Here is a 24,967-nt window from a genome sequence, read left to right as displayed (position 1 = left end):
TCCAACGCTGCAGAGGTGGCACGTGGACGCATAGCTCAGTTGGTAGAGCAGCTGACTCTTAATCAGCGGGTCCTAGGTTCGAACCCTAGTGCGTCCACCAATATCTGAATTTCAGTTCTAGATATCATCGTCCACGCCCTTGCGTTGGGTGTAGCACGGCGTTCTCATTGCTCCGTTCTTGGCATAGAAATCCCGAATGTGCGCTCCTGCACTGCCCCCATCCTCGTGCCAAGCAACGGTCTATCCTTCAATTCTGCGGCAGCATTGGAATGAGCACCGATGCGGCAAGGGTAATGGCCAAGATGGCGAGCAAATTGAGTGCAAAACCGACGCGCGCCATTTGCGGGATAGAGACTGCACCGCTGGCATAGGCAACGGCATTGGGTCCGGTCGCCATGGGCAGCATGAACGCACAACTCGCCGCAGCGGCAACGGGCATAGCGAGGACCAGCGGATCAACCCCGCCCGCAACCGCAACGGCCCCCACTACCGGCATGAGTGCCGATGCGGTGGCGACGTTGCTTGTGACTTCTGTCGCCATGATCACAAAGGTCACAAAAATGCCGATCATCAGCGTCACGTGGAGCGCTGTCACGCCCGCAAGTTGGGCGCCAATCCACGAAGATAGACCCGTTCCTGAAATTGCACCAGCAAGGCTTAGCCCGCCACCAAAAAGCAGCAGCACACCCCACGGTATCTGTTGAGCATCCTGCCAGTCTAACAGAGCGCCCTTTTGCTCTGCGTCACCAGAAGGGATCACAAAGAACAGGATGGCCCCGGCAATCGCAATGACGTGATCAGTCATCCCGGCGAGCGGCGCGAAACCGCCCATCTCGATCTCATTCAGCGGACGCCGGAAAAGCCAAGCCAGAGCGACGAAAGCAAAACCAATAGCAACCCGTTTCTCAGCCAGCGATATGCTCCCGAGGCGCTTTCTAGCTTCGGAAATAGCGTGCGCAGCCCCGCTGCCAGTGCCTCCCCCTTGACCTTTGATCTGCCAAGCGAGAACCAACCAAGCCAACGGTAATAGGAGGATGACTATCGGTATCCCGAAGGCCATCCAGTCGGCAAAGCCAATGGTGCGGCCGAATTCCTCTTCGAGATATCCAATGATGATGAGGTTTGTCGGCGTTCCAATTGGGGTGCCGATCCCGCCGATTGAGCAGCCATAAGCAATGGCGAGCAGCATCGCGACCCGCAGCGCCAAACCCTCGCCCATGCGAGACGCAACAGAGAGCGCAATCGGGGTCAGCATGATCGCGGTTGCTGTATTGGAAATCCACATGCTCAATACAGCGGATGCAGCCAGAAATCCGCCGATAGTGGCCGCTGGATGAGATCCCGCCTTTGCGACGATGGCAAGGGCGATGCGTGCGTGAAGGTTCCACTTTTCTATCGACTTGGCGATGATGAAACCGCCCATGAGCAACAGCACGATCGGGCTTGCGTACGCAATCGCGGCCTCGCTGATTGGCGCTATCCCTGTGACTGGAAGAACCACAAGCGGGAGCAGGCTCGTAACAGGGATCGGCACCGCTTCTGTCACCCACCAGATCAGCATGACGAGGAAGAGCGACACCGTCATCCAGCCAGGCGGTTCCAATCCATCTGGTGCAGGAAAGAGTTGCAGCCCAAAGGCGAGGATAGCACCGACAGCAATCCAAAGAGGTTTATAGGCGTTAGATCCGCTCTGCGCTGCACCTCTGTCAAATGATGTCGGCTTGCTTGCCATAGATTCCCGCCCTTTAACCAAGGCGCGCGAACCTAGCATCGCTGGCGAGTATCACCAGACACTCTGCAAGGTTTCTCTCACCGAATATGATTGCTGACAGATTGGGTTCTATTCCGTATTACGGAAAAGACTGACGGGGCCGTGTCGAACGGCCGGCCAGCGACGCAGAACCTGTAATTGGCGACGTTCTCACGGGCCTCGAAATCAGCGCTTATGTGACCGCTGCTCGTTCTCGGTATTCGGGCTTATCCCATTCGCGGTTTATGCAAATGGAGCGCAGTCTTTCGACCGCTTCCTCGATTTCCGCATAGCTTAGATAGAGCGGCGTTATGCCAAACCGCATCACGTCAGGTGCCCTGAAATCCCCGATCACGTCGCGTGCTTTTAGCGCCTGTATCATCTCATAAGCATTGGGATGAGCGAAGGCGACGTGGCTTCCGCGCTCGGAGCTGTTTCTTGGGCATATGAGCTCGAAACCAAATTCGCCGCAGCGCTCTTCGACTAGCTCAATGAAAAGCTCTGACAGGCCGATCGATTTTGCACGGATGTCTGTCATGTCAGCCTCGAGCATCAGATCGACGCCGCTTTCGAGTGCGCTCATCCCCAGAACTGGTGGAGTTCCGCACTGGAACCGATCGATGCCAGGGGCGGGATCAAATTTAATCTCAAAATCAAAGGGACGCGCATGCCCAAACCACCCTGATAGGACGGGCTGCGCATGGTGATGGCGTTTGGCGGCAAAAAGGAAGGCGGGCGCGCCGGGGCCTCCGTTGAGGAACTTGTATCCGCATCCGATTGCAAAGTCCGCTTCTGCCGCATTCAGATCGACCGGAATGGCCCCTGTGCTGTGGCTGAGATCCCAAACCACCAGTACCCCTGCATCGTGCGCTTTTTGTGTGACCGCTTTCATGTCGCGAAGGGCGGCTGTCTTGTAATGCACCTGCGTTAGAAGCAGAACCGACACGTCCTCGTCGAGTGCGTCCAGCACTGCATCCGGATCGACTTCGCGGGTCTCGATCTCACCTCCGCTGAACCGTTCGAGCCCTTGCATTATGTAGTTGTCGGTAGGGAAGTTGGTTGTTTCAGACAGCAGGACGCGGCGTCCCTGCTGCAAGTAATGAGCCGCGGTCAACGCTTTGAAAATATTGATCGACGTGCTTTCACCGGCGATCACTTCGCCGGGCTGTGCGCCGATGATCTTCGCGATCTTGTCGCCAATTCGGGTGGGGGCATTGACCCAGTCTGCGCCAATCCATGACGTGATGAGACCCTCGCCCCATTCTTCACTCACGGAATGCTTCATCTGCTCAATCGCGCGTTTTGGCAGCGCGCCAAGTGAGTTTCCATCAAGGTAGATCAGACCTTCACGCAGTGCGAACTCATCGCGAAAATGGCGCAAGGGATCTTCTGCATCGAGCATCGCGACCCTGTTTAGCGGAGCGTTCATTCGGCGATCTCCCGCAGGATGGCTCGCACCGGACTTGCATCGGCCCCCTCAATCGCGAGCGGCAATGCTATCAACTCGTAGGTTCCTTCCGGCACATCATCCAGCACCAACCCTTCCAGAATGCGCATGTCGCCCCTCAGAACTTCGTGATGGGCGTCCATTGTCTTTGAGTTTTGGGGATCGAGTGACGGGGTGTCCGTGCCGATCAACACTGAACCATTTTCGCGAAGTCTTGCTACAACCTCCGGAGAGATGGCTTTGAAGTTTTCTTCCCACACATCATGGGGAAAGCTCTCGTATGTTCGAAAGAGCACGCGCGACGCGCTGCCAATGGCTTCCCAGTCGCAGTCCGCCTCCTCAATTTGGGACCCTGCACGCCGAACATCCGCGACCACGCAAGGGCCGATATACGCATCAAGCGGGCTGTCCGCGCTCGCGGCGCCATCATCGCTGTAATGCAAAGGCGCATCGGCATGCGTTCCTGAATGCAGCGGCAGCGAAATTGCACCGATGTTTACCGGACAATTAGGCCCGATCGAAGCATGTCGAGAGACCACCAGATCAGGCTCACCCGGCCACAAGGGAGTACGCGCGCTGAGCCGCTGCGATATGTCCCAGATGCGCGGCTGTCTCATATTGGGCAGCCATCCTCATCATCGGACGCATAATTCCCACCTTCCTTGGGTGCGGACATACGTGTGCGCATTGACCAGAGCTCAGGGAAGAATGGCAGATCCAGCGCTTTGACCAAATATGAAACGCCCGACGAGCCGCCCGTTCCCGGCTTATGCCCGATCACCCGCGAAACGGTTTTCATATGTTTGAAGCGCCACTCCTGAAAATAGTATTCAATCGCCGTCACTTTTTCAGCGAGCGTATAAAGTGGCCAGTGCTCTTGCGGATTGGTGTAAATCTGGAGCCACACATCTTCGATCCGATCATCGGCAACATATCGCTGCGAAAAATCGCGTTCCAACTTGTCCGCGGGGATGTTGAAGCCGCTGCGCGATAGCACCCGCAGCAGCTCATCATAGAACGATGGCGCGACCAGCGCTGCTTCCAACTTTTCGCGCTTCTGCTCGTTATCATTGTGGATTTTGACAAGATCTGCGCGTTTTAGGCCAAGGCAAAATTCAAGCTCGCGGTATTGGTGCGATTGAAAGCCGGAGGCTTTGCGCAAAAACCCTCGAAAGGTCAGGAAATCGTGCGGGCTGAGTGTTGCGAGCACTTCCCAGGAATGGATCATATGGCGTAAAATTGTTGCCATGCGATCGAGCGTTTTTTCTGCCTCGTTAAGCTCATCAGCACGCACGTGTTCCATTGCGACGTTGGCCTCATGGATCATCAGCTTGATCCACAATTCCATCGTCTGATGCATAATGATGAACAGCATTTCATCGGGTTTGTCGGAAACGGGAACCTGACTGTTTAGCAATTGCTCGGTTTGCAGATGCCGCGCGTAAGACAGCCCGCGATCCCATGTGATGGTTTCGCCATCAATGTCAGCTTCGAACGTCTCGACACCATCAACAATGGTACGCTTGATTGTCACGCCGATTGGTCCTCTGGCAGGGCCGGTTTTAGCTGTGCCAGATATGGCTTGTCTGACGGGTCCCCCGCACCGATTCGGATCAGCGGAAGATCACGGACATTATCGTACACTTGCCGGAGACTGGTCGTTTCCATCTCCTCAAGCAGTGCATCAAAACTATCGATAACAAAATAGGTCGGTTGAAAAGTGTCGAACGGCCACTGCGTGCGCATCAGCCGCGGCAGATCAAAGCGCAATCGCCGTGGCTTGTCGCTCGTCAACGCGTGGACGGTTTCCGCATGGCTGGAAAGTAGCCCGGCGCCGTAAGCACGCAATTCCTCTCCCTCTCGAACCAAGCCAAATTCAACGGTGTGCAGATAGAGGCGGCCCAACCAATCCGACATGCCTATCCTCTCAGCGCGAAGCCCGGCGCGGCCATACGCGACCATGAATTCTGCAAATGTGGGATCGGCGAACATGGGGAGGTGGCCGTAGACATCGTGAAACATGTCCGGTTCGTCATTATAATCCTTTGCGCCTCCGCTGCGCAGGAAGTTGGCGACCGGAAAGCGGCGCTCCGAAAGCATTTTGAAGAACGGCTCATTGGGAATGACGCCTGCTACCGGTACGACTTCCCAGCCGGTCACATCCCGAAATTGAGGGTTGAACGTGTTGAAGTTCGGAATGCCCCCATTGTCGAGGCCGACCTTGCCGATCCCATCTAGGAAAGCCTGCGACGCAAGACCTTGCAATGCCTGCGTCTGAGAGGAAACCATTTCCGCCCAGCGCTCATGATCCGCATCGCTGAACCTTTGCCAATCCTGCGACACCGTCCAATCGTCAGCATTTCCTGACTTGCGCGCTTCATGGACATGCAGCGTGTCCATTGTCATCTCTCCTGAATTGCAAACCGCTTTAAGATAGGGATCGATAAGCAAACCGCCATTGGCAGCGCTTGTTTCCTAGCAGGCGACCACGTTTACGGCCAATCCACCGAGACTGGTTTCCTTGTACTTGTTCGACATATCGATGCCCGTCTGACGCATCGTCTCAATTACCTGATCGAGTGAAACACGAGGTTCCGAACCTGCGTGCAGCGCCAATCGAGCTGCATTGACGGCCTTCACAGCAGCCAGGGCATTGCGTTCGATACAAGGGATCTGAACGAGGCCGCCCACGGGATCGCATGTGAGGCCCAAATTGTGCTCCATGCCAATCTCAGCTGCTGTGGTGACGTGCATGGGCTCGCCACCCCATATCGCCGCAAGCCCGCCTGCTGCCATCGAACATGCAACGCCAACTTCGCCCTGGCACCCCATTTCCGCACCCGAAATCGACGCGCGTTGTTTGTAAAGAAGGCCGATGCCTGCAGCCGTCAGCAAAAAGTCCCGAGCCTTGGAAGTTTCGAGAACGCCATCATTGTAGCAATAATACCGGATAACGGCCGGAATGATGCCCGCAGCGCCGTTGGTGGGCGCAGTTACTACACGATGGCCCGATGCGTTCTCTTCATTCACTGCCATTGCGAAGAGATTGAGCCAGTCCATCAGGGTTTCGGCCTCATTCGGGCGCTCTCGGCTGCGCAGCTTTTCATATATCCCGCGTGCACGCCGTTTAACTCTGAGCGAGCCTGGCAACTCCCCTTCCCGCGCAAGCCCGGCATGGATGCAATTCATCATTTCAGTAGCGATCCGATCGAGGCCTTCCTCCGTCTCGGACTCTTTGCGAAAAGCCGCCTCATTGGTCCTAACAATTTGTGCAATGGAAAGCTGCTCAGCCTCGCAAATAGCAAGCAATTCAGCTGCTGATGCAAATGGGAAGCGGACATTGCGCCCAGCCGATATCAAGTCATCATCTGGCGCGTTGCTCAGCACCGCTGCGCTCGCGAAGAAACCGCCGCCTGTCGAATAGTATTCGCCCCGCTCGATTGTTTCCCCGGCAGAATCGTAGGCCGTCAACACCATCCCATTTGGATGAAGCTCTGGAATGACATGGCAGGCGAGGTCGATGTCGCGACGAGGATCAAATTCAATCTGGCGATCGCCGGGCAGCGTTATACTTCTTTCCGCCTGCACCAGCTCGATCGTCTTTCGAGCCGCTTCGATATCGATGGTCTCGGGTTCAAATCCGCAAAGGCCCATAAGGCATGCATCCGGTGTCCCGTGCCCAGGCCCGGTAAGTGCCAGCGACCCTTGAAGCTCCACTGTGATCTTCGCGATCCGTTCAAACTCACCGCGTTGGCTAAGGTCTGCCAGAAACGCATTCGCAATCCTGATTGGCCCCACTGTGTGCGAGCTCGACGGGCCAATCCCAATTCGGAAAAGATCAAGCGCGGAAATCATCGCTGCGCCTCGCTCAATTCTCCATGCGTTTCTTGACGGCTGCGAAAGCGGCCAATGCGCGGTCTATGTCAGCGTAGGAAAGTCCAGCAGACATTTGCGTTCGAATGCGTGCCTTTCCTTTCGGGACGACGGGATAGGAAAAGGCGACCACGTAAACGCCTTCTTCTAACATGGCATCGGCAAATTCCTTCGCCACCCGCGCATCGTAAAGCATGATCGGAACGATGGCATGTTCGCCCGGCAGAAGATCGAAACCCAGCTCTGTTAGCTTGGTTCGGAAATAGGCGGTTTTTTCAGTTAGGTCTTGGACACGTTCGGGTTGCTTCTCGATCACATCCAGCGCCGCGATTGCCCCGCTTACGACTGGCGGTGCGACCGTATTTGAAAACAGGTAAGGCCGCGAACGCTGGCGCAGCAACTCGACGATTTCACGCTTCGCACTGGTATAGCCACCCGACGCGCCGCCCAAAGCCTTACCAAGTGTGCCCGTGGTAATATCCACCCGGTCCATACAGCCGCGATATTCATGCGTCCCGCGACCGCGCTCCCCGACAAACCCCGTCGCATGACAGTCGTCAAAGTGAACCAGCGCGCCATATTTTTCGGCAAGATCACAAACCTTATCCAACTGCGCAATAAAGCCGTCCATTGAGAAAACGCCGTCAGTCGTGATGAGCTTGAAGCGTGCGCCTTTATCATCAGCCTCGATCAATTTGGCTTCAAGGTCAGCCATATCATTGTTCTTGTACCGGAACCGCATGGCTTTTGAGAGGCGGATGCCATCGATGATGCTGGCGTGGTTCAGCTCGTCGGAAATCACCGCATCTTCAGGACCAAGCAGCGTTTCGAACAGGCCACCATTGGCATCGAAGCAAGAGGGATAAAGGATCGTATCCTCCATCCCGAGAAAGGCAGACAGTCTGTCCTCTAGCTCTTTGTGCTGGCTTTGCGTGCCGCAGATAAAGCGCACAGAAGCCATGCCATACCCCCAATCATCTACGCCTTTGCGAGCCGCATCATTGACGCTTTTCTCCTGCGCGAGCCCCAGATAATTGTTGGCACACAGATTGATAACTTCGCGGTCTTTCAGAGAGACATTGGCCCCCTGAGGAGAGGTGATGAGCCGTTCATCCTTGTAGAGATTATCTGCGCGGATCTGGTCCAACTCGTTTTGTAGATGCTTTTGAAAATCGCCGTACATGGCTCACTCTTCCCAATTGAGGACTACTTTGCACGCGTCGCCTGAGAGCATCGCCTGAAAGCCCTTCTCGTAATCTTGATATGGCATTCGGTGAGTGATGATGGGGGAAAGGTCCAGCCCGGATTCTATAAAGACCGACATCTTGTACCATGTTTCGAAAATCTCTCGGCCGTATACGCCTTTAAGTGTCAGCATATTGAAGATCACCTTGTGCCAATCGATTGACATGCCCGCTTCGGGAAGGCCCAGAATGGCCACTTTGCCGCCGTGGCACATATTGTCGATCAGCGAGGCGAAGCCCGCCTCGTTTCCCGACATTTCGAGCCCGACATCAAAGCCCTCGCTCATGCCTAGTTCGTGTTGAACATCTTCGATCTTTTCGCGCGCAACATTGATGGCGCGCGTGACGCCCATTTGCTTCGCCATCTCCAGCCGCGTGTCGTTGATATCTGTAATCACGACATTGCGCGCACCAGCATGTCGGCAAACTGCAGCAGCCATCATGCCAATCGGGCCAGCACCCACTATTAGCACGTCCTCGCCCAGAACATCGAATTGCAAAGCTGTGTGGACCGCGTTGCCGAAGGGGTCGAAAAGCGACGCGATGTCGAGATCAATGCCTTCGTTATGGAGCCACAGATTGGCTGCTGGAAGCGCAAGGTATTCAGCAAACGCGCCCGGTCGATTGACGCCAATTCCATCGGCATCGGCGCACATATGCCGGCGACCCGCCATGCAATTGCGGCACCGTCCGCACACGACATGCCCTTCGCCCGAGACGATCTGTCCGCGCTCATACCCCTTTACGTTGTCCCCAATCTCGGCGATCTCGCCGACAAATTCGTGGCCAACCGTCATCGGTACGGGGATCGTTTTCTGCGCCCACTCGTCCCATTTGTAGATATGCATATCAGTGCCGCAAATCGCGGTGCGTTTCACTTTGATCAGCACATCGTTGATGCCCAATTGAGGCATCGGCACATCCTCCAGCCAAAGGCCGGGTTCCGATTTCGCTTTAACCAGAGCGCGCATGAGGGGTCGTTCTCCGATTCAGCTGGAGCAATGTGGCAAGGAGCGGTTATCAGCCTTGCGAGATCGTCCAAAGTTGAATTGCAAAGACCCGTTAGGCGTCCGCCACCAAAGTTTCCACCTTTGCGAAGCCCAGCAGCCAGCTTTTCGCGGCGGTCTATTTTATCGGTTTGCGGTCCGCGTTCGTGGCGCCGCTACCGCGTCCTCGACAATCTCGATCCACTGGTCCGCAATCGTACCCGTATTGAAACGCGCCGAGGCTGCGAGCGCACCCTTAGCGAGCCTTTCGCGCATTCCCGGATTGCCCAGCACATCTGCCAAAGCCCTGGCCAATGCAGGCACATCATCCTTCGGCACAATACGCCCTGTTACGCCGTCATCGATCATGTCTGAAACGCCATGCTCGCAGTCGAACGCGACCACGGGCAATTCCGCCGCCATTCCTTCGACAATGACATTGGGCCACCCTTCATAGGCTGAAGTCAGCACCAGCACATCAGCGGTTTCAATCCATTGCCCCGGCTTTTCAGTCAAACCTGGCAAAGCGATCCGGTTATCAAGCCCAAGATCGGAGCGCTGTCGTTCAAGTTCCGAGCGCAAAGCCCCTTCCCCCCAGATCGTGAGGTTCCAGTCAGGAAAGTCGCTCGCCACCTTCGAAAAAGCATCAATAAGCAGATGGAATTGCTTCTGATCCGCTAGCCTCCCGACAGCCGTGATTGTGTTCCCTCGCCGCTTATTCTGCCACCCTTTGGGCAGATTTACCGGGTTGGGAATGATCCTTGTTCTGGGGCGCTGGCTTTCAGGATAGTACTCAGCTGCGCCCTTGGTCATAGTCACAAACGAAAATGCTTCAGGATATGTACGCGCCCGAGCCATGCGCCAGAGCGGATTGAATGTCTGCAGCGTGGGATTGTTTCGTTCAGAAATAATCACGGGCACGCCGGAAGATCGCGCAGCGACAAGTGCCATCACGTTTGCCTTCGTGAGGAAACTGATGACTACGTCGGGTTTGAATTCGCGATATACGCCTTTCAACGCTCGTATCCGGCGGGACGTTTGACGGATCTGGCTGATCAATCCACTTGATCCGGGAGGAAGGTCCAATCGAAAAAGGTCAACTTCGGGCGCCAAGGGATAGAACGGCTCAAAATCAGGCGCATCGAAATTGGCAACGCCAACTTTCCTGCCTTGCCCCGCCCAATGATTCAGAAGCGTCGTCACCACGCGCTCGCTTCCGCCCGCGCCTAGCGAAGGCAGAACGAAAAGGATGCGCGCATCCGCCGCCTGTTGATCGACGGCTTTCTTGATCTTCGTTAATTCCATGCCTCGCCCCTGCGCGAGCCTGCCTTTCTCATCACGCTTTCCTGCTTGCCAGCCCGAGTTCAATCCTCAGGTCGTTGCGGCGAAACTCGCCGCGCATTGGCAAGACGATGGCGCGCGCCATCCTCTGTAATGAACCCACGGCAGGGTAGATACCAAGGCGCATGCACCGTCGCATCTGGAATAAGGGATTAACACGTTATCGACGAAATTGCCGCGCAATTGAATGGTTTGGTAGCCGTCTACGCGCGCTGGCGTGACACAGGACAGCCGCGCAGCTGAAAGGATCGAAAGCGGCGAGTTTGGGCTGCGGGACATTACCTGAGATAGCCACCCATCCTACCCATGAGGGTGATTGCAAAGCCCCTCCTACCAAGCCATTCCAGATAACGAGTGGAAGCTTATCAAGGCCCTGCGACAGCGAAGCCTGTCTGCGTATAATAGGCAAAGCGTCCACAGCGCCATTCAGCAAACCATTGAAAGTTGTCACAAAGATCATGCAGTTTTCGGACATCGATTTCGTCATCATCGGAGCCGCAAAATCGGCGACAACCTGGTTGCAGCTACAGCTGCAAGCGGATCCGGCGGTCTATATGCCCGATCCGGAATTGCATTACTTTTCACGCGAGTATGAAAAGGGTGACAATTGGTATCTGTCCCATTTCAGCGATGAGGGCATTGGTAAGACTGTTGGCGAAAAATCGAATTCGTACCTTTATGAGCCCGCATCTGCAGAGCGTCTTTATGAGGCATTGCCGCACGCAAAGCTTATCGCCCAACTGCGAAACCCGGTTGAACGCGCTTATTCCAATTACTGCATGCAGTTTCGCCGCGGGAACATCAGCGCGGATATTGAGTCTGAACTCGATCCATCCGTCAGTGAGAATTTCCGTTTTCACATCGCCGGACAATTTGCCACGCACTTACAGAAGTATGTCGATTTTTATGGCCGAGAGAAGCTGCTCATCCTTTTCTTTGAGGGGGTGAAACAGGATCCCGAGGCGCAAATGGCAAAAGTACACGCCCACCTTGGTCTGCCTCCGCGTGATCTTGCACCGGTGAAGCGAGACAAGGTCAAAGACAAGGCTGCGCCGATGGTGACGCCCGGACTTCGAAAAAGCCTTGGCTGGATGAAGCCGCTGGTCGCTCCTTTGCGCGGCAGCGCAGCATTTGAGGCCGTACGCGGTTCGGTCGCCAAGAAAGTCGAATATCCGGAGATGACAGAGGATTTGCGCGATCGGCTCAATGATTACTTCGCGCCTTCGATTGAGGCGCTTGAAGAGATGAGCGGCCAATCACTCAAACATTGGTACAAATCAACAGCGAAGGCCGAACGCGCGTAATCCGCTGCGAAACCGAATTTACCGAGGGAAAATCAGGTTACATGAAGAAGTTTATCATCACCGGCGTGCAGATGCGAAACAAGGGTTCGCAGGCCATGCTTCTGTCGCTCTATTTCGGGCTGAAGGCGCAGTACCCTGATTGCCAGGTCACCGGCTTCGTCTTCAAATATGACGAGCTGGACCAGTATAATCTCAGCTTGCTCCCGCATGATGATTACACGCGCCTGGTGTTTGAAAATGGCCTCAATCGAGTGCCCATGCTCGCGCCCATCCTCACTTTCATTGCAGGCCGGGTGCGCAAGACAAACAAATGGAACGGCAAAATCGCGGCGATGGAGAAGGCTCTGAAAGAAGCCGACGCCATTTTTGATGCAAGCGGTTACACACTGGGTTCAGGATGGTCGAAAGCGGGCGGCCAGCAACTTCTCGAAACCATCAAACTCGCCAAGCGCTATGACACCAAAATCATCTTGATGCCTCAGAGCTTTGGCCCATGGGAATGGGGTGAGGATGACGATGCAGAGTTCCTCAAAAAGGTCAAAAAGGAGCTGACATATTGCACCAAGATTTATCCGCGCGAGCGTGAAGGTTACGATAGCTTGATGGCGTTGGGCCTCGACAATGTTGAATTGTCGGCCGACATGGTGATCCGTGAGAAGCTGTTCCCGGCGGCAGACGACATTTTGGCTTCGCACAAGGCCGATGAAGCAAACTATCCTTCGGAGGGTTCGGTTGGCTTTATCGTCAACGAGAACCTGTTCCGGTTCGGCGATCCTGAAGCGGCCTATGATCTCTACGCCAAGATGCTCGACAAGCTTATTGCGAATGGCGAGACGGTCTACATGCTCAACACGTCCACAGCTGACAAGCATTTGGGCGAACAGATCCTTCGCAAAACCGCGAACCGGGACAAGGTGAATGTGATTTCTGGTGAGTATTCTAGCCCTGAATTGATCCACATTATCAGCCGTTTCAAATATGTAGTTGCCTCGCGCTATCATTCGATCGTGTTCGGATATCGCAGCGGCGTTCCCGCGGTTATTCTTGGCTGGGCTGCGAAGTATGTCGACCTTGCTGACCACTTCGAACAGCAGGATTATGTCTTCGATATTCGCAATCCGGATGTGGATGGGATCATTGCAAAGATCGATGCCATGGGCGCAAATTACGAGACCGAGTCTCAGCGCATCAAAGCCAACCTAACAAAGATGCAATCGACGTCTGTGATTGAGGATGCGGTGAAGGCGTTGGAAGGCTAGACGAAGAGAGCGGATCCTACATGGGACCTCAGATTTGACATGGTTATTTCGCGGGGATTTCCGGGACGTCCGCGCTCAGTTTCTCACCGCCCACCATCACAATGACTGTTCGCGCGATGATTTGCAGATCGAGAGCAAAGCTGCGATTCTCAATGTACCACAGGTCAAGCGCCACCTTTTGATCGAGCGTCAGGAGCGTGTTTCCGCTCACCTGTGACCATCCAGTGAGGCCAGGACGCACGGATTGGCGTTTTGTACCAACCTCGCCCAGCGCAGCTATGGTCTCAGGCAACAACGGGCGCGGGCCCACAATGGCCATGTCGCCGGTGACGACATTCCAGATGCCGGGTAACTCATCAATACGAGAACGGCGCAGAAATTTGCCGATGCCGGTGGTTCGCTCCTCGTCGGGTAGCAGGTTTCCATCGTTGTCTCTGGTGTCGCGCATTGAGCGGAATTTGATGAGCTCAAATGGCTTTGCGCCCTTGCCCGATCGCATTTGACGAAAGAGGACTGGCTTGCCCTGCAGGATCAAGACCAGCAGCCCCAGAACCAACAGGATGGGCAACAGTGTGAGCAACGCTACGAGAGCAAGAAGGCGAGTGAAAAGCGAAATCACGAGCAGATCCCCTCGTGCTGGATTTCTTTCTTCGTGAGAGCGGCTTTCATATCTGCAATAACATCAGGAAGCGCAGTGGGGTTGTATCCGTGCTCGGCGAGCTTTGCGCAATCAATCGCGGGAAAGCCTTTATCGAGCGCGCCATCGGGGCCGCTCTCATTTATCCGAACCGGCACCGCGCACACTTTTGCGATCATATGCGCAAGGTCTTCCAAAGTGTTCCGCTCGCCTGACGAGAGATTGAAGTCGCCTTCAAGGCCCTTTTGCGCAGAGATCAAAAGCCCTTCGGCGACATCATCAAGAGCCACGAAGTCGGCCCCGAATTCGGGATTGGAAAGAGTGATTGTCTTACCCGCAAGAGTCATCTCAAGGAATTTGGAAGCGATATCGTTGCCCGTCCCGATTACCGAGGAAATGCGGAGCACCGCGCATCCGATTCCTAGTTCACGGCACAGCTCACGCGCGTAGGCTTCCTGTGCAGCTTTCGACGAGAGATACAGCGTGCGGCTTTGTGGGCGTATCGGCGTTGTTTCGTCGGCCATGTCCAGAGTTGGATCATAAATATTCGCAGAAGATGCCATGACGAAGTGCGGAACACCTGCGTTGCCAAGCGCCTCAATAAGGTGGCCGGTTCCGAGCACATTTGTGGTCCAAAGCCCTGTCGCTTCTGCTTTGTTCTCAGGATTGATTGCAACGCTGGCTGCGAGGTGGATTGCACATTGCACTTCCAAGAGCGCATCGCGGGGTAAAGATCCTGGATCGTTCAGATTGAAATCAAGCCACTCACAATTCTCGGACAGAGTTTCAGGCGCCGATCGCCCCAACAAGACGAGCGAGTGTCCCGCCGCTATGGCGCGCTCGACAAATGCCCTGCCGACCGTGCCGGTGGCGCCGGTCACAGCCAAGCGCATCAGCTCGCTCCCTGCGTTACGTTGCCGTAATTCGCGGGCAGCAATTGCTCTTCAAGAAACCGCACCACAGTGCCTGTCTGCAATGGAGGCTGTGTGATTTCCTCGCCGAAAAGCAGCTTGCCCAGCACCATGTCCACTTCGTTGAAACCAAGCAGTCCGCGCATTGGTGTGGTCCCAGAATAACGAGCGTTAATCTCAAACAGGCGGAAGACCCCATCGGGGCCGCGACGGAACTGGAAGTTTGCAGGACCATAGGGCTGCAATGCCTTGGCCAATGAGCGAACATACTCCTCGCATTCGGGATATTCGTCAGCATACGCGCGGAACGTATTGCCATCTCGCAAATCGCGGCGAAGGACGATGGAGGCCTTTACTTCACCATCGAAACAGAGTGCGCCAGCGGTGTATTCCTGATCGTCTGACCCTGCCCATTGCTGCACAACCAGGCCCTCGCGCCCTTCAAGTGCCGCATCGAGTTCAGCACGATTGTTCACCATCGACACGCCCACAGCGCGCGCGCCAATGCGGGGTTTGACGATAAGCGGAAAACCAATCTCCGCGGCCAAAGCATCTACAGCAGCATCATCTTCACCCGCGACGGATTTAGGGAATGGCAGACCGTTCTCTTCCAGCCAGCGAGCGGTAAGTAGTTTGTCGTCGGCGATCCGGATGATCTCGGGCGAACTCACGATGATATGCGTGTCGAACCGTTTTTCCCAATCGGCGCGGTTCTCAGCGAAGATTTCGAGTTCAACATCGGTGCCAACCAGGACTGCGGCAGGCTGCTCTCGCTCAAGCATGGCTTCGACCGCGGCCTTGAATCCCGGGTCCTTTGCCATGGGCAAAAGGCCGTGCTTGTCGCCCCAATAAAGCCCAGGCGAACGAGGATCGGGATCGTAGGCAAGCACTTCGTAATCACGCGAGGCGGATTTGAGGCATTTGATGATGCCTTGGCCAAGGACAGCGCCTGCGCCCGTTACCGCGATTTTCGTCATTGATAGAACCCGCACAGTTTGGTTTTCGTGGCGTCTGAAAGTCCGCTTACAGCCTGAATTGCTGAACAATGCGTTTCCGCATCGAAGGGAATTTCGCGCGTCTCAACACTCAGGTCTCCATTTTTTACTTCGACCATTGTCCATGACGGGCTCTGCTCTCCCTTGCTGCGCGGTTGACCCACCGAATTGACTACATGAACTTCAATCCCATGCTTGTCCGAATAGAACCGTTCACGGTGCAAATGGCCGAATATTCCTGCCGTAAACCCTCGTTCGCGAAGGGTTTTTGCCGCTGCTGCCTGCAGTTCGGGATTTGAAAGATAGGTCCAATCGCCATAGCCAAACGGATTGGCATGCGCGAAGAACACGGTGCCCCAGGCCCACTCTGGTATCCATTCAAGTTTTTGCGGCCAGGCCTCTCCCAATTCGCGCCATGTCCACTCGACAGACTCTTTGATCCAGTCAGGCAGCTTGTCGAAGTAGGCCGAGCGCTTTTCAAGCATGTCGATGTAAAGCTGATCGTGGTTGCCGCCGATCAGAAATGCGCCGTCTTTCTCCACCGCCTCAATGGCAAGATCCATGCATTCAGTCGGGTCGACGCCATAAGTGAACAGGTCGCCCAAAAGCAGCATTTGGTCAAAACCTTCCGCACGCGCATCGGCCAGCGCTTGGCGAAACGGAGCCGCCGCCGAATGAACGTCACTGATGACAGCGATGCGCATGGTCAAAACAAAACCTTATGCGTTTGGATCAGGCCGAAGCGGCGTCAGCTGATCCCCAGCCAAACTTGCGCATCAGCTTCTCTTTCAAAGAAAGCTGGCGTGGCACGCCAACATAGTAGTCAGCTGCTTCGTAGTAGAACTGGACCGAGTCGCCATAACGACGGCGCGCATGTTCAGCGTAGTCGACCTGATTGTAGACGCAGCCAGCGACATTGCTGGAACCCAGCATTTCAAGCGTCGCGCGGAATTGATCGATCGTGGTGTTACCCCAACGGGCAACCAGGATCGTGTCGTCAGTGTAATCACACATCGAACGAGCATCGCGCACGGCAAGCACAGCAGGAGCGTTCACCACCACCAGATCAAAGCGCGATTTGAGATCTTCGACCATACGATGGAATTTCGAAGAACTCAGCACTGCAGCAGGTTCGGCAACGGGCGCAGAAGCACTCAAAAGAGCAAAGCGGCTGAGCATTTCTTCGTCATCGGGCTGCGTGACGAGATCGACACCTGTTGCAGCATCACCCATTGCTGGATCTTCCGGCGCATTGAGAGCTGGCAGATCAACCTCTCCGCGCACCACATCCATGAGTTCAGGCGCGTTAATATCCTTCTGGATCATCTGGAGAATACCCGACCGGCGCAAATCAAGATCGAGGATCACCGCGCGTTTGCCCATTGAAACGGCAGCCGCAGCCAAAGTCAGCGCTACAACCGATTTCCCGTCACCCGGCAAAGGCGATGTTACGAGCACACTTTGCGATTGGTTAACCGGCATAAGCGCGCGGACTTCGGAATACATCGAACGGGAAACTTCCGCGAACATCGATTGCGGTTCCTTGAAGACCGGGCTCTCGCGCAGTTTTGGAGAGACGCCTTCATCCAACATCGGAAGCATCGCAAAGACCGGCATTCCGAAGAATTTGCGGATTTGAGCAACTGTGCGCAGGCGATCATCCAGCATGTCGATCATGAACGCGATAATCATGCCAAGAATGGCCGATCCGATGAGTGCGATCAGTGTCGTTTTGAGAGGTGAAGGCGATACGACTTCGTTGTTGGCTGTAGCTGGTGAAATGATGTTTGAGGTTACACCTTCGACCAGCTTTTCCGAGCGAACGCGTGTGATGCGCTCTGCGACTTCGGCAACTGCCTGTGCGCTTGTCACAGCTTCGCGTTCGAGCTGTTCCAGAAGCGGCGTATTGCTTGCATTCTGGTATGCCTTCGAAGTGAGTGAGGCCACCACTGATTGCAATTGCCCTGCGCGAGCTTGATCGCGCGCGGCATCGGCGCGTGCAAGTTGCGCCATGCGGGCGCTCTCAGCGTTAGCCTGTTCTTGCGCAGCGCGGCGTGCAGCGGCCTGTTCAGTCGCGAGATTGGATTGCACCGTTTGCAGTTCAGCACGAACGCGCGCGACTTCAGGATAACCGTCGCCATAGGTTTGCGTGAGGCTGGCCAGTTCCGCGCCCAACTGTGCTTCCTGACGTTGAAGCTGTTGAACGGCTGCGTTGGTTGCGCCTGCAGTCGAACGAATGCTCGCAGCGCTTGCGACGCCCGCGCTTGCTGCAGAAGCACCAGCTCCCCGCGCCGTCGCCGAAGCTGCTTCCGCGGCGATGCGGTTGATCTGGGCCAAGTCTTCTGCCCCACCGGCACCCACGAGCATACGGTTTTCGACGCGGAATTCGGCAAGTGCATCAGCAGCTTCTTTCGCGACCGCAACGCGCTCTTCGCGCTCGGCACCCAAATCATCGAGCAGTTCCTGACGCCGCTCTTCACTGCGGGTGCGTTTCAAGTCGCGCACCGCTGCCGGGAAGGCGTTAGCAATTTCGGCAGCCATTTCAGGAGATCGCGCAGTTGCCGTTAGTTCGATCAAGTCAGAGCCATCTTCCGATTCAACGCGCGTCATTTCGAGCAGTGTCGAGACAGCTTTATTGATCTGATCGGATTCGCTTCCTGATGGGGCACCGCCCATTTCTTCGTGGAATGCTGGATCCTCATGAAGAGCGAGAGATTCGACTACAGTGCGCGCGGAATTGCGTGAGCGATACAGTTTGCGCTCGTTCGCCAGACGCTGGGTGTTGCGAGCGAGGATGTCGGCCTGGTTGGTGCCTGTATCATCGATCAGTTCAACCTGAATGTTGGCACGAGCCTGATAGAGATTGGGCGACAACAATTGCCACGCAAGCGTCGCGAGCGTCACGGCTGCTACGATTGCGAGGATCAAAAACTTGTGCCGCTCAAAAATGCGGATCAGGTCCTGCAGTCCGAATTGCTCAGGCGCGAGCGTTTGCGGCTGCTGTTGCTGCAGCTGCTGAGTCAGATACCCTCGCCGTTGACTGGGAAGATTATCCCGAGGCTGATTGAGGGCTAGATCGTTCACCGGCTTTCTCCATTTATTGCCGCCCACAGGGTGCGTCCCGCGGCAAATTTGCGAGTCTTCACTACAAGAACAGGCTCGGTCACGTAAAAGGCTATTGCGGAGCTTTATGCTCCCTCTTGAGACTACCCCTTTAGGTGAAGGTGTCTTTACTTAGGAGCTTAGCCAATCAGCGAAGCGTAGAGATCGCGGTGCTTAGCGGCTGTATTCTCAATGGAAAAATCACCGCTGCGCTCAATCGAACCGGCTGAAAGCCTGCTATAAAGAGCATTGTCAGAGAGGATTTCGGTGATGCGCGCAGCTATGGCTTGAGGGTCGCCCAATGGTGCCTTTAATCCATTGACGTCGTCCGCCACCAATTCGCAATTGCCTGGCACATCGGTCGCCACGATCGGAAGACCCGATGCCATGGCTTCAAGGAGTGTGATGGGCATGCCTTCGTAGAGCGACACGTTAAGATAAAGGTCACTCGCTTTCATGAGATCCGGCACGTCAGAACGCTCGCCAAGAAATTCGACAACGTCGACGAGGCCCTCGTCGGTCACCCGCGTTCGGAGAGCATCGAGATCCGCTCCTCCGCCTGCGATCTGAAACCTGGGCAAAGGATGATCTGGATTGCTCGCTCTCAGGGCTTTAGCGGTGTCGATCAGCAGCGGATAATTCTTCTGCTCACTGATAGTACCGACCGAGAGGATATATGGTTGATCCGATGGTGCCGAACGGGTTGTCCCTTGTGCGAAGGATCGCCCGGCTGCGTTGGGGATGCGCACAATCGGTTTGTTGACGTACTGGCCAAGGACTTCCTCTACATCCGCGCCAATGGACACATATGTATCGGTCATCCTGTCAAACAGCGGAAACATCTTCGGCGAGAACGGCAGGCGCGTGTTATGATGGGTAAGCACGCGGGGTGCTTTGATCCGGCCCAGTGTCAACATTGGGAGGGCGCGGACTGTGTGCGCATGAACAACATCTGGCGCGAAGCTTTTCAGCGCTTTGCGCATGGCAGAAGCGCCTTCAAACGGGCTGCGCTTGGCAGAAAGGCCCAGAGAGAGGAATGCCCCCCCTGCACCCTCAATTTCTGCGATCATTCGTTTTTCGGTTTCTGCTGAATTTCCAACGCTTTCCGCGTCACAAAGCGCCAACACGAGAGACTGATCACCTGAGCGTGCAAATTCTGCAGAGAGGCCCGTCACAAGGACTTCAGCCCCGCCTGAGGTTAGGCTGTTGGTGATCGAACAAATCTTCACATTGCCCCCGATGCGTTTTGCCAGCCTAGCGGAGGCTCAAGCGATAAACCCTGTGGGCGAATAAAGCGCCTTTGCCTCAGGCGTCAGGTGTTGATCGAACAGTTCCTGCATCCTCGCATCTTCTGCAGGGCCAAGGTAGTCAGTGTACCCAGCGACCTTGCCCCGCCGCACGCGAGAGGCGTCTGAATCTTCGCGATTGTATTCATGGCCAGGAATGCCGGTCTTCTTCTCTTTCTTGCGCATTTTGTCGAATTGAGCCTTCGCCACGGCGTCATCAAGCGCAACTTCATCCACCGCAATGCCTAGGAAGTGCAGGATGCTGCGGACGACGCCATGTGTGTCTTCGCTCAATTCCTCGTAACTGGTGGTAAGCGCTTCCCTGTTAACGAGGCCTGCCGCCCATCCATTGTGGTATTCGGCAATTGCTACTGCGCCATAGGTTTCGTCTTCGAGAAAAGCGGCAATATCACCTTCGAAACGGTGCTTGTGCTTGGTCTGGTGGAAATAAGACGAAACCAGCACATCGCGCGGATCGCGTACCAGCATCACCGTCTTCTTGCCCGCGAACAAATCAGCGCGATAATCGCGGTGGCTCACGGCGATCAACGGCAGGTTTTTGGTTGCGAGCGCCTCTGTAGATGGAAGGCCCCGCTCCATATCGAGATCAAAATTGGGAAGCACTTTGAAAGTCGATCGTAGATCAGGCTCAAATCCCAGATCATAGGTGCGCGCGAGATAGAGCGAGAGGAGATAGCGCAGCCATGTCCGACCGCTTTTGGGGTAGGACACAAAATAGGCGTCAACGACGTTCAGCATGGTCTGCAGACGCGCGTCGTGATTGGTGCGTTTGAAATCGAGCACTCTCGCTTTGAGGGCGGCAATCATCTTCATCGAACTCCGCTAAATTCTTGGTGCCGTCTCTTGGAGGAGGCTCTCAATCAGGTCGGTCCACTGTTGGCCGATCGCCTCGGGCACAAATCTCTGGCTTGTTTCTCTCGCCCTATCGCCGAGAGAAGCACGCAATGTCGCATCGCCCATCAATCGGTCTAAACCCTCGGCCAATGCCACTTTGTCATTCGCAGGAACGAGCAACCCATCATCACCATCAGTGATCATGTCTTCGGGGCCAAAATCGCAGTCGAAGGAAATGCAGGGCAGCCCGGCAGCCATAGCCTCGCCGAGTACAAGCCCCCAGCCTTCATATCGCGAGCTCAGAACAAAAGCGTCTGCGCATTCGATCCAGTCTCCGGGATTGTCTGTCACTCCGGGCATCTCCACACGATCTTCAAGGCCAAGCTTGCCGCGCAAACGCTCCAGAGAATCGCGATCCGGCCCCTCGCCCCATATCCGCAGAATCCAATCGGGATGCTTCGGCGCAGCTTCCACAAAAGCCTCAAGCAGCATGTCGAAGCCTTTTTGATCAGTCAGTCTGCCTACTGCTGTGAGTACCTTATCCTCGCGTGTATCTGGCGAAGCGACCGCATCGCCCCATGCAGCCATGTTGGGAATAATCCAGGATCTTTTGCGCATCTTTGGCGGGAAACATTCCATCGCACCGCGCGTCATGGTGACGAGACCTGTTGCCATCGGATAGGTTTGACGCCGCAACCACCGCCAAACTGCTCCGGGATCTTGCTGAACCGGATTGTTACGCTCCGAAACGACGACAGGAATTGCCAATTCCCTTGCCGCAAGAAGCGTTTGGACATTGGTGCGCGTGAGAAAGCTGATGATGAGGTCAGGCTTTGATTGCTCGAAGTGACCGCGCAGATCAGCGGTGCGGAAGATCACCTCTTTCAAAGCGTTCAGCTTTGCGAGCTTTTGAACCGGACGCGCCAGATAGGAGAGCTCAATACGTGGATCAGGCGTATAATAAGGCGGCTCTTTGCCGTCCTCGAAAGTCACAATCTCAACGCTATGGCCGCGTTCCACTAATTGTCCAGCGACGAAGGTGACCACATGCTCTGAGCCCCCCGCGCGCAGCCCAGGTAGGACGAAAGTGATCCGCCGCGGCATATTCGCTTCGCCCACTTCGTGTTCGAAATTCTGGCGCGAGAGATCATTCATATCGCTCTCACTTCATCGTCGCGCGGTGCGGAATAGCTGATCCGGAATGCAATCTCGAGCGCAACGACCGTCAGCGCCGAGAACGCGATATGGGCATAGTTTGCTCCGATCGCGCCGTATACCGGCAAAGCCGTCAAAGCCACGGCGAAGAACGTGATGGTCGCAGCAACAGCGATGCCAAGCACCACGGTCGGGCGGTTCATGGCCAACATGGTCGAACGCGAAGGCGCGCCGATCATGATAAACATCACGGCTACCAACTGCGTCAGAAGCAATGGAAAAACGAGTTCAAAATCGGCGCCGAATGTCCATTGGACCAATGGCTTTCCGACCAGCCAGGTGCCCGCGATCAGCGCCAGAGCGATCGCGCCCAAAGCGGCTTGGACCTTGAACTTGATCGCGCGTACATTGGTAAACTGCTTGCGTGCCCACATCCGCGACAAATCTGGATAGATCACCGCCTGTACATGCTGCCCAACTTGCTGCGCGACTTTCGCAAAGCGTTTGGCGATATGGTAAAAGCCGGCTCCCGATGGCCCGGCAAGTGCTGCCACCAGCAAGGTATCGGCTTCCTGTGTCAGGGTTCGCAATGCGCTTGACGCATTGGTCGACCAGGCAAATCCCATGAAACCAGGAAAACGCCCGGTCATCCCGTCAACACCTGCTTTGAAAGGGTTGGCAACGCCCATCTTTTCCAATGCGAGTTTTGCGAGCCATGCAAAAATCGCCGTATCGATCAACTGCGCGGCCATCCAGATCGCAAGGAATGTCGCGATATTGGCACCTGCGAGATAGGCAGCGCCAGCCATGATGATGCGAAGGACCGCTGAAAAAAGTTTGAAGTAAGCGAGCCGTTTGAACTGACCAGCCATGCGCAATGCGGCCGTCGGCACACCTCTGATGTTGAACGCGATAGCAGGCGCAAAGATGGCAAGGAGGTAAAAATCTTCGCTCTGAAGTCCAACATGCTCGAGCAGCAAATATCCGGCCCCAAGCATTACGGCTGCCGCCAGCAACGCGCATCCAACGTCGAGCAGAAGACCGAATAGGAACAATTGCGCCATTAGCTGAGGGTTGCCCTCAACTTCTTCCTGAGTTCCAAAGCGGATAAGCGGCTGCCAGCTTTCAAACCGCAGCAGACGCTCACATATGCGCCCAATGGTTAGAACTATGGCCAATACCCCGTAGGCTGCCGGCCCCAATGCACGCGCGGCAATTACCGTGCTCACCAACATGAGCGCAGCGACCGCAACACTGCCCGTCAACAGATGCGCTATGCTGCCAAGGCGCGAACGCAGCATGTCATTGGCGATCAAGCCGTTAATTCTCTGCTGAAAGCTTCCGGCCATCATGTTCGCTGCCATGGTCGGTAAACCGCATCAAAGCTTGGGCGGATTGCGAAATACGTGCTCATCGCCAGCAGAACCGGCATGATCCACTGCCGCGAATACATGTGTGGGATCGAAAATGTGTAGACCATGAAGACGGATACGACAGCGAGAATCATCGCTCCTTCGATCCGGCTTTCGGATAATGCTCGCATTGATCCCGCGATCAGCATCAAAAGCAGCAGCAAAAGCCCGACGAAAGCAACCACTCCGCCTTCATTCCAGATGAGAAGATGGAGTTCGTGCACGGGTGAGCCTTTCGCGCTCACATTACGATATTGATCGACGCCCAGCCCGACCAGCACATTGTTATCCGCCATCTGCCAAGCTTCGGAGATGAGATCAGCTCTGTCAGTATAGGTACCCGCCTCGTTAAGGTCACCGGAGGTTAGTGCGCCTACCACGCGAGTTTCGAACGCTTCGGGAAGCGGCGCGCCTGATGCGACGAACAGGAAGAGACCGACCACCCCAGCCATCGCAAACTTCGCAAATTGATTGAATCCGGAAAAAACTAGATAAACGCCGGTCGCAATCACCGCAGCCGCGAACCCTGTAAACGATCCGCTTGCCAGCAAACCCCATGCGAGGATCAGAGCGCATATCAATCCGAGCCCTGTCGGAATGGTTCGGTTTCGCATGCAGTAAAGCAGCATCGGAAACGCAAAGGCTACCATCGCTCCATTGGGATTGGGCTCGCCCGTCATCGCGCCGACACGGCCATTGCCGGTGAGGAACCCATCACCCATCAGATCAAGCGTTTCCGTGTGATCGAACAGCAGGCTCGCCGTAACGCCAATCATTTGCGAGACGACGATGCCAAACACGAATAGCGCAGGCAGTCGCTGTGTGACTGTGATTTGCTGTCCCATTAAAACCATCGGCACGAGCAGGAAAGCAAAGAGGTATTGCGCGGCCACAATCAACCAGCGCGTCATCTCGCCATTCACAATTGTGCTCAGCAGCAGGCCTGCCAACATAAGTGCGAGACCTGAAATCCAAAACACTGTCATTGATCCAAATGGGCGAGTATTCAACTCGCCTCGCAGGAGCATGGCGCATACCACAAAAGTGATGCCAATATCGCTCAGTGTTAGGTTGATATCGCCAACCCTCAAGACGCTCCACCCACAGAGGAAAACGGCGATGAACAGAACAAGCCGGGTAAAACGCGTTTGCGACCCGGCATTGGAATAGCCGACACGATCGACCCCATAGACGGGATCGGGAGCGAACCCGCCTGCACCACTTTGCGTGTCGGGCGTGGTTTCCCCGCTATCGTTCGGATCGTAAGTCTGTTGGGTAGCCATGGTTGTTACTAAATTGCCCCGATGGCCGTCCTCTTACAATTGCGTAGAAGGACGATAGCTTGCGCATTGTGGCTATCACTTCGTAGCAGTTATTGGTCACTGGGATATACCAAAGATACCTTGCGGG

21 protein-coding genes and 1 tRNA gene are annotated in these 24,967 nt (G+C 55.4%); 3 read left to right on the top strand and 19 right to left on the bottom strand.

Annotated elements, in window-relative coordinates; genetic code table 11:
- The first annotated feature begins 24 nt into the window (after window positions 1-24).
- Window positions 25-100: transfer RNA gene (locus AUC45_RS01910), tRNA-Lys, on the top strand.
- Between the two features lie 147 nt (window positions 101-247).
- Here AUC45_RS01910 and AUC45_RS01905 read toward each other — a convergent pair.
- The 9 genes from AUC45_RS01905 to AUC45_RS01865 form a co-directional block, all read right to left on the bottom strand.
- Window positions 248-1,732 (bottom strand): DASS family sodium-coupled anion symporter, encoded by a 1,485-nt coding sequence (locus AUC45_RS01905; protein WP_067597360.1) that lies wholly within the window; start codon window positions 1,730-1,732, stop codon window positions 248-250.
- 211 nt (window positions 1,733-1,943) lie between these two features.
- Window positions 1,944-3,179 carry a kynureninase gene (gene kynU, locus AUC45_RS01900; RefSeq protein WP_067597357.1) on the bottom strand — a complete coding sequence of 412 codons (1,236 nt, stop codon included), beginning with the start codon at window positions 3,177-3,179 and terminating at the stop codon, window positions 1,944-1,946.
- On the bottom strand, window positions 3,176-3,814 hold the full coding sequence (kynB, locus tag AUC45_RS01895) for an arylformamidase (protein ID WP_067597354.1): 639 nt from the start codon (window positions 3,812-3,814) through the stop codon (window positions 3,176-3,178). Before kynB ends, kynU begins: the two co-directional genes overlap by 4 nt.
- Window positions 3,811-4,731, bottom strand: coding sequence for a tryptophan 2,3-dioxygenase (locus AUC45_RS01890; RefSeq protein ID WP_233998496.1), 921 nt, complete (start codon window positions 4,729-4,731; stop codon window positions 3,811-3,813). Before AUC45_RS01890 ends, kynB begins: the two co-directional genes overlap by 4 nt.
- A complete protein-coding gene (gene phhA, locus AUC45_RS01885; protein ID WP_067597351.1) occupies window positions 4,728-5,597 on the bottom strand; it encodes a phenylalanine 4-monooxygenase in 870 nt (289 codons plus the stop codon). Before phhA ends, AUC45_RS01890 begins: the two co-directional genes overlap by 4 nt.
- A 75-nt stretch (window positions 5,598-5,672) precedes the next feature.
- Window positions 5,673-7,052 carry an L-serine ammonia-lyase gene (locus tag AUC45_RS01880; protein ID WP_067597348.1) on the bottom strand — a complete coding sequence of 460 codons (1,380 nt, stop codon included), beginning with the start codon at window positions 7,050-7,052 and terminating at the stop codon, window positions 5,673-5,675.
- A 13-nt stretch (window positions 7,053-7,065) separates the two neighbouring features.
- Window positions 7,066-8,253, bottom strand: coding sequence for a glycine C-acetyltransferase (locus AUC45_RS01875; RefSeq protein ID WP_067597345.1), 1,188 nt, complete (start codon window positions 8,251-8,253; stop codon window positions 7,066-7,068).
- Window positions 8,254-8,256: 3 nt separating this feature from the next.
- Window positions 8,257-9,285, bottom strand: coding sequence for an L-threonine 3-dehydrogenase (tdh, locus tag AUC45_RS01870; protein WP_067597343.1), 1,029 nt, complete (start codon window positions 9,283-9,285; stop codon window positions 8,257-8,259).
- A 159-nt stretch (window positions 9,286-9,444) separates the two neighbouring features.
- Window positions 9,445-10,605, bottom strand: a complete 1,161-nt coding sequence (locus AUC45_RS01865; RefSeq protein ID WP_067597339.1) for a glycosyltransferase family 4 protein — start codon at window positions 10,603-10,605, stop codon at window positions 9,445-9,447.
- A gap of 473 nt (window positions 10,606-11,078) precedes the next feature.
- On the opposite strand from AUC45_RS01865, the gene AUC45_RS01860 reads away from it, so the two are divergent.
- Entirely contained in the window at window positions 11,079-11,945 is an 867-nt protein-coding gene (locus tag AUC45_RS01860; RefSeq protein ID WP_156423714.1) for a sulfotransferase, read from the top strand.
- 41 nt (window positions 11,946-11,986) lie between these two features.
- Window positions 11,987-13,204, top strand: coding sequence for a polysaccharide pyruvyl transferase family protein (locus AUC45_RS01855; RefSeq protein ID WP_156423713.1), 1,218 nt, complete (start codon window positions 11,987-11,989; stop codon window positions 13,202-13,204).
- A 43-nt stretch (window positions 13,205-13,247) separates the two neighbouring features.
- Here the strand turns inward: AUC45_RS01855 and AUC45_RS01850 are convergent, their stop codons facing one another.
- From AUC45_RS01850 to AUC45_RS01805, 10 genes are all read right to left on the bottom strand, one after another.
- On the bottom strand, window positions 13,248-13,823 hold the full coding sequence (locus tag AUC45_RS01850) for a sugar transferase (RefSeq protein ID WP_067597330.1): 576 nt from the start codon (window positions 13,821-13,823) through the stop codon (window positions 13,248-13,250).
- Window positions 13,820-14,734: an NAD(P)-dependent oxidoreductase gene (locus AUC45_RS01845; RefSeq protein WP_067597327.1), complete on the bottom strand. Its 915-nt coding sequence runs from the start codon at window positions 14,732-14,734 to the stop codon at window positions 13,820-13,822. Before AUC45_RS01845 ends, AUC45_RS01850 begins: the two co-directional genes overlap by 4 nt.
- The gene (locus AUC45_RS01840) at window positions 14,734-15,729 is read right to left on the bottom strand and encodes an ATP-grasp domain-containing protein (RefSeq protein WP_067597324.1); all 996 of its coding nucleotides are present in this window, start codon (window positions 15,727-15,729) and stop codon (window positions 14,734-14,736) included. The genes AUC45_RS01845 and AUC45_RS01840 overlap by 1 nt, the downstream gene beginning before the upstream one ends.
- A complete protein-coding gene (locus AUC45_RS01835; protein WP_067597321.1) occupies window positions 15,726-16,451 on the bottom strand; it encodes a metallophosphoesterase in 726 nt (241 codons plus the stop codon). Before AUC45_RS01835 ends, AUC45_RS01840 begins: the two co-directional genes overlap by 4 nt.
- Before the next feature lie 28 nt (window positions 16,452-16,479).
- Window positions 16,480-18,831, bottom strand: coding sequence for a polysaccharide biosynthesis tyrosine autokinase (locus tag AUC45_RS01830; RefSeq protein WP_197409485.1), 2,352 nt, complete (start codon window positions 18,829-18,831; stop codon window positions 16,480-16,482).
- Between the two features lie 158 nt (window positions 18,832-18,989).
- Complete coding sequence (locus AUC45_RS01825; RefSeq protein WP_067597315.1) at window positions 18,990-20,078, bottom strand: glycosyltransferase family 4 protein; 1,089 nt, start codon at window positions 20,076-20,078, stop codon at window positions 18,990-18,992.
- A 36-nt stretch (window positions 20,079-20,114) separates the two neighbouring features.
- Window positions 20,115-20,969 (bottom strand): sulfotransferase domain-containing protein, encoded by an 855-nt coding sequence (locus AUC45_RS01820; protein ID WP_067597312.1) that lies wholly within the window; start codon window positions 20,967-20,969, stop codon window positions 20,115-20,117.
- A gap of 9 nt (window positions 20,970-20,978) precedes the next feature.
- A complete protein-coding gene (locus AUC45_RS01815; protein WP_067597311.1) occupies window positions 20,979-22,145 on the bottom strand; it encodes a glycosyltransferase family 4 protein in 1,167 nt (388 codons plus the stop codon).
- Entirely contained in the window at window positions 22,142-23,509 is a 1,368-nt protein-coding gene (locus AUC45_RS01810; RefSeq protein ID WP_067597303.1) for a lipopolysaccharide biosynthesis protein, read from the bottom strand. The genes AUC45_RS01815 and AUC45_RS01810 overlap by 4 nt, the downstream gene beginning before the upstream one ends.
- Window positions 23,494-24,840 carry an O-antigen ligase gene (locus AUC45_RS01805; protein ID WP_067597300.1) on the bottom strand — a complete coding sequence of 449 codons (1,347 nt, stop codon included), beginning with the start codon at window positions 24,838-24,840 and terminating at the stop codon, window positions 23,494-23,496. Before AUC45_RS01805 ends, AUC45_RS01810 begins: the two co-directional genes overlap by 16 nt.
- Window positions 24,841-24,967: the final 127 nt, after the last annotated feature.

Origin of the sequence: Erythrobacter sp. YT30, from assembly GCF_001542875.1 — a bacterium.
GTDB lineage: Bacteria > Pseudomonadota > Alphaproteobacteria > Sphingomonadales > Sphingomonadaceae > Erythrobacter.
The sequence above is the reverse complement of the archived record's forward strand: the minus strand, read 5'-3'. Positions and strand labels throughout refer to the sequence as shown.